Consider the following 13,502-nt stretch of genomic DNA (forward strand, 5'->3'; position numbering starts at 1 on the left):
TCGGGTGATGAAACCTCCGGTTTCTCACTCGCTCTCGCCACCGCTCCAGCTTAACGCATGGAGCTTGTGGCTCACAAGAGACCGCTTGACATTATCTGTATAACAAAAGGACCGCACATTGTGCGGCCCTTTTTGCATATAGTCGTTTGCTTATTAGCTGAGAGCAGCGATAATCGCGTCACCCATGCCGGTGGTGCCCACCTTGGTGCAGCCTTCCTGGTAGATGTCGCCAGTGCGGAAGCCCTGGGCAATGACCTTTTCGCAGGCAGCTTCGATAGCCTTGGCTGCTGCTTCTTCCTTGAAGGTGTAGCGGAGCATCAATGCCACGGAGAGGATCTGTGCGAGCGGGTTTGCAATACCCTTGCCTGCGATGTCCGGAGCGGAACCACCGGCCGGTTCGTACAGACCGAAGGAACCTTCGGCGATAGATGCGGACGGGAGGAGACCCATGGAACCGGTGAGCATGGCGCATTCGTCGGTGAGGATGTCGCCGAAGAGGTTCGGGCAGAGGAGCACGTCGAATTCACGCGGGCGCTTCAGGAGCTGCATGGCAGCGTTATCCACATAGAGGTGCTCGAGAGTCAGTTCCGGGTAATCCTTGATGACTTCGTTCACGACTTCGCGCCAGAGCACGCTCGTGGTGAGCACGTTGGCCTTATCGATAGAAGCGACCTTCTTGTTGCGGAGCATAGCGGCGTCGAAGGCGAAGCGGGCAATGCGTTCGACTTCGTAGCGGCTGTACTTCATGGTATCAAAACCGATTTCTTCCTTGGAGCCCGGAACGCCTTCGCGGCCCTTCGGCTGGCCAAAGTAAACGTCACCTGTCAGTTCGCGGACAGTGAGGATGTTGAAGCCGTCACCAACGATGTCGGCGCGGAGCGGGCATGCACCAGCAAGTTCCTTGTAGACGCGGGCCGGGCGGAGGTTGCAGAAAAGCTTGAAGTGCTTACGGAGCGGGAGGAGAGCACCGCGTTCCGGCTGCAGGTTCGGGGGGAGGTGTTCCCACTTCGGGCCGCCCACGGAACCGAAAAGAATACAGTCAGAAGCTTCGCCCAGCTTGAGGGTGCTTTCCGGCAGCGGGGAACCGCTCTCGTCATAGGCGGCACCACCGACGTTTGCCCATTCGGCGTTCACGTCGAAGCCGAACTTCTTGGAAACCACGTCCAGCACGCGGACAGCTTCTTTCATGACTTCGGGGCCGATACCGTCGCCCGGAAGCACTGCAATCTTATAATTCTTGCTCATTGTTAATCCTTGGTTTATAATTTGAACGGCTCAAATTTAGTAAAATTATGGGTGAGGAGCGCTTGTTTGCGGGTGATGTATGCTTTATAGAGTTCTGGTTCTTTTGTTTTTGGCGGTTTTGGCGGGGTGTCACCCAAAGCCAAAGTGCTCTCCTTCGGGATGGTGCCCTAATGAAGTGAGTCCCGGAATCTCGGAACAACAGTATCACAACAGTTTGGAATATTGCTCTTCTTGGATTAATTCGCACTCTAACAGAGCCGATTTTATTGACACTATACCCCGCAAAGCGTTACTGTACAAGGCGTGTTCGACGAGTGTAGAAGGAGAGAACCTGTGGTATCCCTGCGATTTAGACACCTCATTACTTGTTCGAATTCTTAAAAATTTTAATTCTCGTGATTCTGTAAAAGATTTGGAAACAAGGGTGAATCATATTTCATATGCAAATATGGTGCTTAACTCTGGTGCTGCAGGCTTTTCTCATCTTTATCAGAATGAAGATGGATCCTATGATGCAATTTGTGCTTCCAAAGATAGCGTGAAGTGCGATTTTTTGTATGCTAATGTTGTTGTCTCTAAAAAGATGAAGCCATCTGCTAAATATTGGCCAAGGAAATATGATTTCTTGATTGGCGAAGATTTTGGTGCAAAAGATGAACTTTCTGCATTGCTTGATTCAGTGTATGAAAAAGAAATCTATGTGAAAGAAAGTGTGCGAGATTCCTTAATAGCCTTTGACATGTGTTACAAGGACGGATTTGCAGAACCTTGCGTCATGGACTCTGCTGTCGTGGAACATGTTCGTAAAGTTATAGAAAAAAGACTAGATACTTTGGTTTCTTTTACCTATCAGTATGGAAGTTGGAGCGCGGAACAATTCTTTGCTGGGAGCGTTTCCCGCAAACATCAATGTTATTCTAAAGATGGAATTCATTGCTCGGAGTTAATCGCTTTAGTTCGTTGGAATATAAAGAATTGGCAGATTGATACGTATTCTCTAGGTACATGTCGCTTTGATTTAGAAAATTTGAGTTATTCATGTCAGGATGTATTGGGAAGTGATGTGATAAGGCATGACGGATTGTCCATCTATAAGAAAGATGGAACATTTGTGAGAAACGTGCCATAATTCTACCGTGCAATCCGCACTTGCTTTACGGTGCCATTCCGGACGGAGCGGAGCATCTTCTCGAATGCAGAAAGGAACCTTGCGGTTCCTTTCTGCTTGAAATGGCGTTGAAATTATTCGTCGGCAGCGGTGCTCTGGGGCTTAGCGCAGCGGTCTCTAGCCCAGTTGGTCTGCTTGAAGCAGGCACTTCTGGTGTAACAACATCCTTCGGCGTTGCTTTCCGTTATTTCGCAATTGCAAGCGATTCCGTCGTTATTGCCATCGGCGTCGAAAAGCTCGCCGTTAGCGCAGACCACCATGAATCCGCCTTTGTGATAACTTGTGTTGATGCAGGTCTGCAGGGAATTGTTGCATTCGCCGAAGTAGGTTCCCAGGGCGTTGCACGACACGCGGCCCGTCTCGTTTGTCAGGTCGAAATCAAAATCTTGCTCGCGTTCTTCGATAGTGGAAGCACTATAATCCTTCCAGTTGTACCCGTGAACTTGTTTTGCTACCATCTTTTTGCTAGGAATCAGGTCCTTCCATTTCTGTTTCGTCTCGAAACTTCTGAACGGCGGGTAGTCGGGGTCTTCGTCCTTGAGAATTTGTTTGCAACGTTCCTCGTTGTAGCAGGGGTTTGGATTGGAGGGGGCTCCTTCAATCATGGGTTCACCCCAGCAGGGATCACAATCAGAACATTGGTCTATGTCGCATTGGTCTATCATCTTATCTTGGATTTGTAGTTTTTTTAATAGTGGGTTCATGAACAACCATATTCATTACCGGTTAAGTTAAAATATATCCTTTTTTCTTGTTAAGTGGTATACCCTTGTGGTCTAGGCAGCCTGTTTTGACAGCCTATATTCCACCGGTGTCATGTAACCGAGCGAACTATGGAGCCGTTTCCGGTTGTAGAACAGCTCGATGTACCTGAAAACGGCCTCCCGCACGTCTTCGATGTCCTTGAAGTCTCGCCTGTAGGCCATCTCCTTCTTGAAGCTTGCGAAGAAGCTTTCCATGCAGGCGTTGTCGTAGGGGCAGCCCGGGGCGCTCATCGAGGGCGTTATCCCATTCTCCGAGAGCATCGTGCGGTAGCCCATGCTGCTGTACTGCACGCCACGGTCGGAATGGAAGATTAGTCCGTCGTGATGGCCGCGTTGCATGATGGCATTGGACAACGCGCGCTTGACAAGTTCCGTGTCGATGTTCTTGCTCACGGCATAACCCACCGCCTCCTTGTTGCATAGGTCAAGTACCACGGCAAGGTACACCCAGCCAAGCGTAGTCTTGACGTAGGTGATGTCGCCGGCCCAGACGGCGTTCAGACTGTCGGGATCGAACTTCCGCTGCACCAGGTTCTCGCTGTACATGGAGTCACATTTGCCCTTGCGGTAGGGTTTCCATTTCTTGAGCGTGACCGGATAGAGACCGTTCTCGCGCATGATGCGGCGCAGTTTCCACACCTTTACCTCGTCACCCTTGTCATGGAGTGCCGCCTGCATCTTCGGGCAACCGTACACGCGGTGGTTTTCTTCGAAGGTGTCGCGGACCTTCTGGACAAGCCGTTCTTCGCGGGCCTTCTTCTCGGCACGTTTTTCCTGCTGGCGCGACCACTGGTAGTAGGAACACTGCGGTATTCCTAGGGCTCTGCACATCTTCCTGACTGAGTATTTCTTGCGGTTCACGTGTATCGCCTCGCATTTCAGTCGTGTGGTCGCATAAAGATGTGCAGGGATTTTTTTAGGATCTCTACCGTCTCCTTCTCGTCCGCAAGCTCCTTTTCACGCTTCTTCAGGAGTTTTTCCAGTTCCCTGTTCTTGGCGGCGAGTTCCTCGACGGACACCTTGCGGATTCGCCGTTCCTCGCGGTAGCTCGGCAGGTTGTGTTCCTTGCGGTACTCGTTTACCCACCGACCGACTGTATTGGGCCCGATTCCGAGTTCCTTGGCTATTTGGTTTGCTGACTTTTCGCCTTTCAGGACCAGCTTGATGACCTGTTCCCTTGTCTCGGAGCTATAGTTGATTTTTGCCATTGTTTTACCTTTTGGGGGTTGCGCAATGAATATAGTAGCTTATGCTACCCTCTTATTAAACTCCTGCATGGTCCATCTATAGGGTAGCCTTCTCTACAAGCGACGGGGCATTTGTAATACTCCTTGTCGAGCGGGTCGAACTTGTTATGGAGCCGTTCCCATTGTCCGTCGACGCACCTGTACATGACGGCATTGTTGTTGATGTCGTTGTCGCACCTCAATTCGCCGTTCAGGCATTCGCCGCAGATGGCCTTGTCGGTACGGCACGACTTGTTGCCGCATATGGAAACGGCCTTCTTGGCTTCGCCTGCAACACACTCGTAAACGGTTCCCTTTCCTTCGTCATCGTTGGTGCATGTGTGTTCGTAGTTCGTGCACTCGCCGCAACCGTTGTCGCGCGGGTCGCAGGATTTTCCGTTACAGCTCTCGGTCACCTTCTTGCCCTTTTCGCAGCGGGTGACGGTCGCCTTGAAGTTCTTGTCCTCGGTACAGGTCTGCACGTCGTCGAGGCATTCGCCGCAGTCCGTGCCCTCTTCGTTGCAAGATACTGCCGTGCACGAGCGGTTCACGACAACGCCCTTCACGCATTCCTTGACAATCCCGACGCCCAAAAGACTGTTAGAACAGGTATTCTTGTAACTGTCGTCGCACTCAATTTCAACAGCGTCCTTGTTCGCGCATTCCTTGGTCTTCGTATTGCAGAGAACGCCTTCGTCGCAGGAAACTTCGTCGCAGACACAGGCGCCGTCTTTCGCCGTACCGCCAGAAGCCTTGCACAAGTCGGCGAATGTAGTTGCGGTCGAGGAGGAACTCGCCTTGGAATCCGACGATATGTCGGAGGGCTTGCTCTGGTTGCCGCAGACGCCCGTGATGGTGTTACAGACAGCACCGATATCGCAGAGTTCGCTCTTGCAGACACAGGCCCCATCTTTCGCGGTACCGCCGGAAGCCTTACACAGTTCCGTAAATTTATCGAGTTCCGCCTTGGTCATGGACGAGGAACTCGCAACGCTGCTAGAAGATTTTGCGGAACTGGATGAGACGGGGGTGGCAACAGGCGACCATTTCGCTTCGTGGCAGTAGTACTCCGCATCCTGTTCCTTGGCGTATACTGTATCGCCCTCGTTATCCTCGCCACATGTTCCGAGTTCGAAAATCGAGTTGACTTCCGTTATAACCTCGCGACCGGATGAATCATCGTCACCGCAGGCTATAAATGACATTGCGGCTCCGACAACGGCCACAAGGAAAAAAGAGAAAAAGGCTTTCCTCATAATTGACTCCTTTATTTTCCCATACAAAGTCAATTATAGTTTTTTTATCCAGAGGTAATGGAGCCATTTTCACGCGGGTGGAACTGACGGTGTTCCTGCTTGATGAATTCCTTGTCGATGTGCGTATAAATTTGCGTCGTGCTGATATCGGCATGCCCGAGGAGTTCCTGCAGCACGCGCAGATCCATGCCTGCCTCCAGGCAGTGCGTGGCAAAGCTGTGCCGGAAGGTGTGCGGCGAAACCTGCTTGCTTAGGTGTGCGGTATGCAATTGCACGATTTTCCAGGCCCCCATGCGGGTCATGGGCTTGCCCCTGGAATTGAGGATAATATTGTCCGTGGTCGGGTGGGTGAGGGGGCGGCCATCCTCAATCCAGGCCTTCAGGTTTTCCTTCGCCTTGCTCCCGAGGGGCACCAGACGTTGCTTGTTGCCCTTACCGATGGGGGTGAGCCATTCGTTATCGAGATCCAACTGCGATAGTTTTATTCCGAGGGTCTCCGAGATGCGGAGCCCCGCGCTGTACATGAGTTCAAAAAGCGCCGTATCGCGCAGTGGGTTCTTGCCGTTTGCTGCGCTCTCGAACACGCTGTTGACCTCCTCACGGGTCAAGTACTGTGGCAGGTAATGCCCGAGCTTGGGGCGTTCAAGCATCGATTCGGTGCTGTAGTCGTATTCGCCCTCCTTCTGCATGTACTTGAGGAACCCGCGCAGGCTCGAAAAATGCCTCGCGATGGACGTGGGGGAGTATTCCACCTGCCCGGCGGTGAGCGTCAGGAATTCGTCCAGCTTTTCGGGGGTTAGGGCCTTCAGGTCGAGCCCGATTTCGTCGAGCCAGCCCACAAAATGCCGCAAATCCTCCTGGTAGCTCTGGATGGTGGCCGGAGAAAGGTTCCGTTCCACCCCCAAAAACGCCAGATAGGCATCTACACGGTTCGAATTGAGGCTCATATACATAATATAGATTAGACGAAAGACGAAAGACGAGAGACGAAAGAATTTTTTTGAAAAAAAGCGTTTTCACCACTTGACAGTCGGCAAATTATATTCTATAATTGACCCCGTCCAAGCGACAATGGATGATTAGCTCAGTTGGTAGAGCAGCTGACTCTTAATCAGCGGGTCGCAGGTTCGACCCCTGCATCATCCACGAAGACCTCTCCTAGCGGAGAGGTCTTTTTTGTGCTTTTTAGAACTTGCGTTCGGCAATCCACTGGCGGACGGCCTGCTCGGCTCGAGCCGCAAGGATTTCCTTCTTGTTCTTTTTCTTGAGGCCTTCGTGGTTGGGGAGTAGCCCGAAGTTGAAATTCATGGGCTGGAAGTCCTCGTTTTCTTCCACAAGGCGGTTCATGAGCGATGCGATGCAGCTCTCGTTCGGGAGCGGGTCCGCATGCCCGTGCAGGATTGTCTGCGCCATGTTCCAGGCGGCGTACCAGCCGGTTGCGACCGCTTCGGTATAGCCTTCACTGCCGGTAATCTGGCCCGCAAACCATGTGGGCGGAATTCCCTGGGCGCAGGGGAGGTCTGGGCGCAGGCGTAGCGTTGCGTCCAGGAACTTGGGCGATTCGATAAACGTGTTGCGGTGCATGCAGCCGAGGCGGGCAAAACGGGCGTTCCGGAGGGCGGGAACCATCGTAAAGATTTCCTTTTGCGTGCCCCACTTGAGGCGCGTCTGGAAGCCCACCATGTTGAAGAGCGTCTTTTGCTTGTTTTCGGCGCGGAGTTGGATGACCGCATACCACAGGTGCCCATTGTTGCCTAGCCCGAGACCGATAGGGCGCATCGGGCCGTGACGGAGCGTCTCGTAACCGCGGCGGGCCATTTCTTCGACGGGCAGGCAGCCCTCGAACAGTTCGTTCTTCTCGAAGGGGCGCGGCTCCACGGCTTCGGCTTCGCACAGCTTGCGTACAAACTCTGTGTAGGTCTCTTTGTCGAGCGGGCAGTTGATAAAGTCCGCCGTTTCGCCCTTTTCCCAGCGGTTCATGTAGAAGGCGTGGTCAAAGTCGATACTGTCGGTCTCTACCACAGGGGCGATGGCGTCGAAGAAATGGAGGCGCTCGCTACCCAGGCGCTTGAAGATATCGTCGGCGAGCGCGTCGCTGGCCAGCGGCCCCGCCGCAACTAGGGTAGGGCAGTCGCCTTCAAGGCTCGTGACTTCTTCGCGGTGGAGCGTGATATTCGGGTTCTCCGCAATCTTCTTTTCTACCGATTCGCTGAAGATATCGCGGTTCACGGTCAGGGAATCGCCAGCGGGTACGGCAGCCTCCCGGGCGCTATCCAGCAGAAAGCTCCCGAGCATCGTGAGTTCCTGTTTTAAAAGCCCGTGTGCGCTCGTGACGCCCAGCGCCTTGAAGCTGTTGGAACAAACTAACTGCGCCAGGTGGCCGTCCTTGTGGGCGGGAGTGTTCTTGACCGGGCGCATCTCGTACAGGTCTACCTTGAAACCGCGGCTCGCCAACTGCAAAGCCGCCTCGCAGCCTGCAAGCCCACCACCTATGACACGAACTTTATAGGTCATTCTTCCTACTAAATCCTTTCGTCTTTCGTCTGTAGGACCGTAGGTCCGTTCTTTCGTCTAGTTAGCCACCACTTTCCGGTAGCTTTTCGCGTTGCCTATCCAGAGCTTCACGAGCAGTTCCTCGAGCGAGGCGGTAGACACGCACTCCGGGTCGGCATCCTGTATTTCGTCCGAAATCAGGTTCGCCTGCGTCAGGTTGAGCATCCCGTAGTACATCGCTTCCATCAGCTGCGACGCGAACTTGGGCGAAATGTTCGCCACGTAGTCCATGTCGTTGAGCGGCGGCAACTGCTTGTTGTCGGGGCTGAACTGGTCCAGGTTGTCCATGGTCCACATGTCGGCGGCCTTGCCCATATCGGGCGTAGGCGCAATCTTCAGGAGCTTTTCCTTGTATTCGCGCCACTCGACATCGGTCGTGCGGCCTGCCTTGCGGACAGACTTCAGGAAGGAGAGGACCGCGTAGTAGAGGTCCTTTTCCTTCTGGTTCGTTTCTTTCTGCGACACGGGAGGCATACGCAAACCCTTAGTGGCGGAAGTGCCTCATGCCGGTGAACACCATGGCCACGCCAAGCTTGTCGCAGGCTTCGATGGAGAGGTTGTCCTTCTTGGAACCACCCGGTTGCACGATGTACTGGACACCAGCCTTGGCTGCGGCTTCCACGTTGTCCGGGAACGGGAAGAAGGCGTCGGAGCCCATCACGACTTCGCTGAACACCTTCTTTTCCAGAGCCTTGAGACCGGCCTTGTCGATGCACTTGCCCTTTTCGTTGAAGAACTTCTGGGCGGCCTTCATGCGGGCCACGTTGTCGCGGACGCGGGGCTGGCAGAGGCGGAGGTTAGAATCAATGCGGTTTGGCTGGCCGGGGCCAAGGCCGATGACCTGGAAGTAGCCGCGGGCGTATTCGTAACCCATGACGATGGCGTTAGACTTCGTGTGCTTGGTCACGATCCAAGTGAAGCGGGCGAGGGCTTCCTTGTTCTTTGCGAACTTCTTCTTGGTGACGCATTCGAACTTTTCGTAAACGTCGACGTCGCGGTCCTGAACCAGCATGCCACCGATCACGTGCTTATAGACCTTGCAGCGGGTTGCCTTCTTGATCTTGCCCACTTCAAGGAGACGAATGTCCTTGGACTTGTTCTTCAAAAATTCCAGAGCATCCTTGTCGAAAGCCGGGGCGAGAAGAATTTCGACGAACTTGCCCTTCAGGAATTCGGCGGTTTTCAGGTCCACCTTGCGGGTCACGGCAATCACGGAACCGAAGGCCGACACCGGGTCGCCTTCCCAGGCGGCTTCCATAGCGTTGCGCAGTGTCTTGCCGGTAGCGAGTCCGCACGGGTTCATGTGCTTCACGATGACGACCGCATTGTCATCGCTGAATTCGCGGGCCATTTCGAGGGCGGCATCTGCATCCACGATGTTGTTGTAAGAAAGTTCCTTGCCCCAGAGCTGCTTTGCTGTGGCGAGGCTTGCTTCGGTGCAGGTCGGGTCGCGGTAGAATACAGCGGACTGGTGGGAGTTTTCACCGTAGCGCATCGGCACGGGGTCAACGAATTTCAAGACGAGTTCTTCGGACATACAATTTCCTTTTTTATGTTTTTTCCGTCTATAAATATAACAAAAAGATTTAACAGAGAGCGCCAGGGGCTGTGAGCGAAAAGCCCCCAGTATCAACTGGGGGCTGTCGCGAGAGCAAAGTCAAACCAGAGTTTGTTTTTCTGAATTTTAGACTTTGCGGTCGCTTCTGATGGTTACCAGATTCTAGGAATCTGGTTCGGAATTACTTGAGCGTAATGCGGGCGGACTTGACTACGCTGCCAGCCTGCACGCGGACGATGTAGCTGCCTGCCGTCAGGTTCTCGAGAGAAACCGCGTGGGCACCAGCCTGCATGTTCTCGGAGACGCTCTTGACGCTATGGCCAGTCAGGTCGAACACCTGGACCTTCACGTAGCCAGACTTCGCAACAGAGATGTTGAGCGAAGAACCCTGAGAGGCAAGCTTGAGGCCCTGTGCAGAAGCGCGGGCGATGGACTTGATGCCGACAGTCGCATTCACGCACTTCAGGTCATCCACGTAGAGGAAGGGAATTGCCGGCTGCATGTCGAAGTTCTTGTAGCCGACCACTTCCCAAGCCATTTTCTTGACGGAAGCGAAGTTCATGTCCTTAGGAGCCTTTGTCCAAACAGGCTGTTCGAGTTTTTCGAACGGAACAATGACTTCTGTCCATACAGACGAGGAATCGATCTTGAGCTGGTGATAAGCGTAATCGGTTACAGAGCCGTCCTGCACCTTAATCACGTGCTGTGCGCCCTTGTAACGGTAAGAGAAGGCGTTGCAGCCAGAAAGGTCTGCGCCAAGCGACGTATCAGCCATCAGGTTCAATCCGAGAGCCACAAACGGAGCTTCTTCGTAATCGGCCTGGTTCCACACAATGCCCTGAAGGCCTACAAAGCCTGCGGTTCCGTTGGTCGGGTCAACCGTTGCGGAAAGGTTCACGACGTAGCCGGGGAGGGCCGGGTCATAAACGTTAGTAATGGAGGATTGTCCGCCTGGTTCCTTGTCGGTGTAGGCATACCAGGTTCCGGTCGTTGCGGCAACTTCATCGCCATCTTCAACATCGTCGATAAAGACGAGGTCGGCAATTACGACAGAGGAAGATACCGGAGGAACGAACTCAGAAGAAGAACTGGTGATAGAAATATCGCTGGAACTGGAGTTTCCGCCCTTGCTGGAGCTAGACTTTGCGTTCGAAGAGGAGGATGTCGGAGTCGAGGTGTTTCCGGAGATGGCCGTGACGCTCACGCCGTTGCAGCGCACGTCATCGACATAGAGGTAGTTGTACTTCGGCTGGTTCGCTTCATCAGGAACATCGAGAGCGCCCTTGACTTCCCAGGCGAAGCGCTGCACCTTGTTCATGCCCTTGTCTAGGCTGAAGTGCTGAGCGTCATCGCCCCAGCTTTCCTGAGTGAACTGGTCCCAAGTGAGTTCAACTTCCTTCCATTCCGCAGAACCGTCCTTGTTCACGTGGTGGAAGTTCCAGTTCTTTACAAGGGAAGTTTCAACGCGGAAGTTGTGGCTCGCGCCCTTAAACTTGTAGCTTATGGACTTGCAGGCAGAGAGGTCAATTTCAGTGGTGTCGCGCTTGAGGTTCAAGCCGATCGCCACATACGGGGCGTACTTGTAGTTGCCCTGAGAAAGCTTGATGCCTTCGATGCCGGCCATGTACTTGGAGGTATTCTTGCCACCGCTAGACGGCATCAACACATCGTAGACCTGCTTGCCAAAGTCGTTTTCCCACTTGCCGTTGCTAATGCTCGTCTTGCCCTGGCCATCGGTATCGTCGTCGGAATCTGCGAATGCAGACCACCATCCGCCCGTGTAGGCAAAGCGGTCACCATCTTCAAGGTCATCAATAATGTCAGTCTTTGCACCGTTCGCAACACCCGTAGAGAAACCGCTATTTTCGCTGCCGTTGCCGTTCTGGAGGCCGCAATCCTTGTAACCGCTCGAGCCGTTCATCCAGCCCTTGACCATGTTGCCGGAGGTCGTGAAGGTAAGGCCGTTGTCGATAGCGAGATTCTGGAAGGCCGCAGATTTTTCATTAATTGCAGAAGCGGACCAGTTGGCCCAGGAAACATTGTTCTGGTTCATCCAGGACACCCAGGACTGGCTGGAATTCTGATCTATGCTTCCGTTACCATTGGCATCAACAGTGCCCCATTCAGAAGCGAACACGGGAACACCCTTGGATATGGCCTCTGCAGCACGGCTGTTGTAGCCATAGTCACCCACCTGGTGCGTTGCCGCATAGAAGTGGAGCGTGCAGGCAAAATTCTTCTTCGAGTCCTGAATGCCTGCAGTGGCACACTGTTCCGGATGGCTAGACCATTCGGGGCTACCCACAAGCACGAGGTTGTCGGAATAATTACGAATTGCGGCAATCACAGAGTTTGCATGAGAGGCGACAGTACTCATGCTGGCGCTGGTCGGTTCATTCCAGACTTCGAAAATCACGTTGTTGTAGGAACCGTATTGGACCATGCAGGAGTTTAATAAGAGGGTAGCATAAGCTACTATATTCATTGCGCAACCCCCAAAAGGTAAAACAATGGCAAAAATCAACTATAGCTCCGAGACAAGGGAACAGGTCATCAAGCTGGTCCTGAAAGGCGAAAAGTCAGCAAACCAAATAGCCAAGGAACTCGGAATCGGGCCCAATACAGTCGGTCGGTGGGTAAACGAGTACCGCAAGGAACACAACCTGCCGAGCTACCGCGAGGAACGGCGAATCCGCAAGGTGTCCGTCGAGGAACTCGCCGCCAAGAACAGGGAACTGGAAAAACTCCTGAAGAAGCGTGAAAAGGAGCTTGCGGACGAGAAGGAGACGGTAGAGATCCTAAAAAAATCCCTGCACATCTTTATGCGACCACACGACTGAAATGCGAGGCGATACACGTGAACCGCAAGAAATACTCAGTCAGGAAGATGTGCAGAGCCCTAGGAATACCGCAGTGTTCCTACTACCAGTGGTCGCGCCAGCAGGAAAAACGTGCCGAGAAGAAGGCCCGCGAAGAACGGCTTGTCCAGAAGGTCCGCGACACCTTCGAAGAAAACCACCGCGTGTACGGTTGCCCGAAGATGCAGGCGGCACTCCATGACAAGGGTGACGAGGTAAAGGTGTGGAAACTGCGCCGCATCATGCGCGAGAACGGTCTCTATCCGGTCACGCTCAAGAAATGGAAACCCTACCGCAAGGGCAAATGTGACTCCATGTACAGCGAGAACCTGGTGCAGCGGAAGTTCGATCCCGACAGTCTGAACGCCGTCTGGGCCGGCGACATCACCTACGTCAAGACTACGCTTGGCTGGGTGTACCTTGCCGTGGTACTTGACCTATGCAACAAGGAGGCGGTGGGTTATGCCGTGAGCAAGAACATCGACACGGAACTTGTCAAGCGCGCGTTGTCCAATGCCATCATGCAACGCGGCCATCACGACGGACTAATCTTCCATTCCGACCGTGGCGTGCAGTACAGCAGCATGGGCTACCGCACGATGCTCTCGGAGAATGGGATAACGCCCTCGATGAGCGCCCCGGGCTGCCCCTACGACAACGCCTGCATGGAAAGCTTCTTCGCAAGCTTCAAGAAGGAGATGGCCTACAGGCGAGACTTCAAGGACATCGAAGACGTGCGGGAGGCCGTTTTCAGGTACATCGAGCTGTTCTACAACCGGAAACGGCTCCATAGTTCGCTCGGTTACATGACACCGGTGGAATATAGGCTGTCAAAACAGGCTGCCTAGACCACAAGGGTATACCACTTAACAAG

13 protein-coding genes and 1 tRNA gene are annotated in these 13,502 nt (G+C 53.5%); 4 read left to right on the plus strand and 10 right to left on the minus strand.

Going from position 1 to position 13,502, the window contains the following annotated elements; genetic code table 11:
• Positions 1–153: 153 nt before the first annotated feature.
• On the minus strand, positions 154–1,245 hold the full coding sequence (leuB, locus tag CRO08_RS06220; protein WP_097035466.1) for a 3-isopropylmalate dehydrogenase: 1,092 nt from the start codon (positions 1,243–1,245) through the stop codon (positions 154–156).
• A 79-nt stretch (positions 1,246–1,324) separates the two neighbouring features.
• On the opposite strand from leuB, the gene CRO08_RS16960 reads away from it, so the two are divergent.
• On the plus strand, positions 1,325–2,374 hold the full coding sequence (locus tag CRO08_RS16960; protein WP_176495075.1) for a hypothetical protein: 1,050 nt from the start codon (positions 1,325–1,327) through the stop codon (positions 2,372–2,374).
• Positions 2,375–2,487: 113 nt separating this feature from the next.
• Here the strand turns inward: CRO08_RS16960 and CRO08_RS06230 are convergent, their stop codons facing one another.
• From CRO08_RS06230 to CRO08_RS06250, 5 genes are all read right to left on the minus strand, one after another.
• Complete coding sequence (locus tag CRO08_RS06230; protein WP_097035468.1) at positions 2,488–3,018, minus strand: hypothetical protein; 531 nt, start codon at positions 3,016–3,018, stop codon at positions 2,488–2,490.
• A gap of 171 nt (positions 3,019–3,189) precedes the next feature.
• Positions 3,190–4,038: an IS3 family transposase gene (locus tag CRO08_RS06235; protein WP_176495013.1), complete on the minus strand. Its 849-nt coding sequence runs from the start codon at positions 4,036–4,038 to the stop codon at positions 3,190–3,192.
• A gap of 17 nt (positions 4,039–4,055) precedes the next feature.
• The gene (locus CRO08_RS06240) at positions 4,056–4,385 is read right to left on the minus strand and encodes a transposase (RefSeq protein WP_097034692.1); all 330 of its coding nucleotides are present in this window, start codon (positions 4,383–4,385) and stop codon (positions 4,056–4,058) included.
• A 44-nt stretch (positions 4,386–4,429) separates the two neighbouring features.
• Entirely contained in the window at positions 4,430–5,608 is a 1,179-nt protein-coding gene (locus tag CRO08_RS06245; protein ID WP_097035469.1) for a hypothetical protein, read from the minus strand.
• Positions 5,609–5,703: 95 nt separating this feature from the next.
• Entirely contained in the window at positions 5,704–6,606 is a 903-nt protein-coding gene (locus CRO08_RS06250; RefSeq protein ID WP_097035470.1) for a tyrosine recombinase, read from the minus strand.
• Positions 6,607–6,732: 126 nt separating this feature from the next.
• Between CRO08_RS06250 and CRO08_RS06255 the strand changes: the two genes are divergently transcribed.
• Positions 6,733–6,805 (plus strand) — tRNA-Lys (locus CRO08_RS06255).
• A 39-nt stretch (positions 6,806–6,844) separates the two neighbouring features.
• Here CRO08_RS06255 and trmFO read toward each other — a convergent pair.
• The 4 genes from trmFO to CRO08_RS06275 all read right to left on the minus strand — a co-directional run bounded on the left by trmFO (position 6,845) and on the right by CRO08_RS06275 (position 12,255).
• Complete coding sequence (trmFO, locus tag CRO08_RS06260; protein ID WP_097035471.1) at positions 6,845–8,173, minus strand: methylenetetrahydrofolate--tRNA-(uracil(54)-C(5))-methyltransferase (FADH(2)-oxidizing) TrmFO; 1,329 nt, start codon at positions 8,171–8,173, stop codon at positions 6,845–6,847.
• A gap of 57 nt (positions 8,174–8,230) precedes the next feature.
• Positions 8,231–8,686: a hypothetical protein gene (locus CRO08_RS06265; RefSeq protein WP_072812152.1), complete on the minus strand. Its 456-nt coding sequence runs from the start codon at positions 8,684–8,686 to the stop codon at positions 8,231–8,233.
• 10 nt (positions 8,687–8,696) lie between these two features.
• Positions 8,697–9,749, minus strand: coding sequence for an IMP cyclohydrolase (locus CRO08_RS06270; protein ID WP_097035472.1), 1,053 nt, complete (start codon positions 9,747–9,749; stop codon positions 8,697–8,699).
• A 202-nt stretch (positions 9,750–9,951) separates the two neighbouring features.
• On the minus strand, positions 9,952–12,255 hold the full coding sequence (locus CRO08_RS06275) for a cellulase family glycosylhydrolase (RefSeq protein WP_097035473.1): 2,304 nt from the start codon (positions 12,253–12,255) through the stop codon (positions 9,952–9,954).
• Positions 12,256–12,280: 25 nt separating this feature from the next.
• On the opposite strand from CRO08_RS06275, the gene CRO08_RS06280 reads away from it, so the two are divergent.
• Both CRO08_RS06280 and CRO08_RS06285 read left to right on the plus strand, forming a co-directional pair.
• The gene (locus CRO08_RS06280) at positions 12,281–12,610 is read left to right on the plus strand and encodes a transposase (protein WP_097034692.1); all 330 of its coding nucleotides are present in this window, start codon (positions 12,281–12,283) and stop codon (positions 12,608–12,610) included.
• Between the two features lie 17 nt (positions 12,611–12,627).
• The gene (locus CRO08_RS06285; protein ID WP_176495013.1) at positions 12,628–13,476 is read left to right on the plus strand and encodes an IS3 family transposase; all 849 of its coding nucleotides are present in this window, start codon (positions 12,628–12,630) and stop codon (positions 13,474–13,476) included.
• Positions 13,477–13,502 lie beyond the last annotated feature (26 nt).

Source organism: Fibrobacter sp. UWT3, assembly GCF_900230125.1.
GTDB lineage: Bacteria > Fibrobacterota > Fibrobacteria > Fibrobacterales > Fibrobacteraceae > Fibrobacter.

Coding starts and splice junctions, on each gene's coding strand:
- leuB (WP_097035466.1), bottom strand. CDS start 1,245: ATGAGCAAGAATTATAAGATTGCAGTGCTTCCGGGCGACGGTATCGGC.
- CRO08_RS16960 (WP_176495075.1), top strand. CDS start 1,325: ATGCTTTATAGAGTTCTGGTTCTTTTGTTTTTGGCGGTTTTGGCGGGG.
- CRO08_RS06230 (WP_097035468.1), bottom strand. CDS start 3,018: ATGATTGAAGGAGCCCCCTCCAATCCAAACCCCTGCTACAACGAGGAA.
- CRO08_RS06240 (WP_097034692.1), bottom strand. CDS start 4,385: ATGGCAAAAATCAACTATAGCTCCGAGACAAGGGAACAGGTCATCAAG.
- CRO08_RS06245 (WP_097035469.1), bottom strand. CDS start 5,608: ATGTCATTTATAGCCTGCGGTGACGATGATTCATCCGGTCGCGAGGTT.
- CRO08_RS06250 (WP_097035470.1), bottom strand. CDS start 6,606: ATGAGCCTCAATTCGAACCGTGTAGATGCCTATCTGGCGTTTTTGGGG.
- trmFO (WP_097035471.1), bottom strand. CDS start 8,173: ATGACCTATAAAGTTCGTGTCATAGGTGGTGGGCTTGCAGGCTGCGAG.
- CRO08_RS06265 (WP_072812152.1), bottom strand. CDS start 8,686: ATGCCTCCCGTGTCGCAGAAAGAAACGAACCAGAAGGAAAAGGACCTC.
- CRO08_RS06270 (WP_097035472.1), bottom strand. CDS start 9,749: ATGTCCGAAGAACTCGTCTTGAAATTCGTTGACCCCGTGCCGATGCGC.
- CRO08_RS06275 (WP_097035473.1), bottom strand. CDS start 12,255: ATGAATATAGTAGCTTATGCTACCCTCTTATTAAACTCCTGCATGGTC.
- CRO08_RS06280 (WP_097034692.1), top strand. CDS start 12,281: ATGGCAAAAATCAACTATAGCTCCGAGACAAGGGAACAGGTCATCAAG.